Origin of the sequence: Pseudomonas sp. HMWF006 (assembly GCF_003061205.1) — a bacterium.
Lineage (GTDB): Bacteria > Pseudomonadota > Gammaproteobacteria > Pseudomonadales > Pseudomonadaceae > Aquipseudomonas > Aquipseudomonas monsensis.
The window spans coordinates 4,763-5,642 of sequence record NZ_QAIU01000463.1 but is presented as its reverse complement, the minus strand read 5'-3'; the positions used below and the strand labels follow the sequence as shown (position 1 = coordinate 5,642).

General features: G+C 61.8%; 1 pseudogene. It reads left to right on the top strand.

Features of this window, described 5'->3' with window-relative positions:
- Positions 1–880: pseudogene (locus DBR24_RS33005) on the top strand (LON peptidase substrate-binding domain-containing protein); the annotation flags it as partial.

Here is an 880-nt window from a genome sequence, read left to right as displayed (position 1 = left end):
GGCCTGAGCCGCGTGCGCATCAAGACCTGGCTCAAACACCATCGCCCGCCGTACCTGGTGGAAGTCGAATACCCGCATCAGCCGACCGAGCCGACCGACGAGGTCAAGGCCTACGGCATGGCGCTGATCAACGCGATCAAGGAACTGCTGCCGCTCAACCCGCTGTACAGCGAAGAGCTGAAGAACTATCTCAACCGCTTCAGCCCCAACGACCCGTCGCCGCTGACCGACTTCGCCGCCGCCCTCACTTCGGCGACAGGTAATGAGCTGCAAGAAGTGCTCGACTGCGTGCCGATGCTCAAGCGCATGGAAAAAGTCCTGCCGATGCTGCGCAAGGAGGTGGAGGTCGCGCGCCTGCAGAAAGAGATTTCCGCCGAAGTTAACCGCAAGATCGGCGAGCATCAGCGCGAGTTCTTCCTTAAAGAGCAACTCAAGGTCATCCAGCAGGAACTCGGCCTGACCAAGGACGACCGCAGCGCCGACCTCGAACAGTTCGAGCAGCGCCTGGAAGGCAAAGTCCTGCCGGCGCAGGTGCAGAAACGCCTCGAAGAGGAAATGAACAAGCTGTCGATCCTCGAAACCGGCTCGCCGGAGTACGCGGTCACCCGCAACTACCTCGACTGGGCGACGTCGGTGCCGTGGGGCGTTTACGGCGAGGACAAACTCGACCTCAAGCACGCACGCAAAGTCCTCGACAAACACCACGCCGGCCTCGACGACATCAAGGACCGCATCCTCGAATTCCTCGCGGTCGGTGCCTATAAAGGCGAAATCAGCGGCTCCATCGTGCTGCTGGTCGGCCCGCCAGGCGTGGGTAAGACCAGCGTCGGCAAATCCATCGCCGAATCCCTCGGCCGGCCGTTCTACCGCTTCAGCCTCG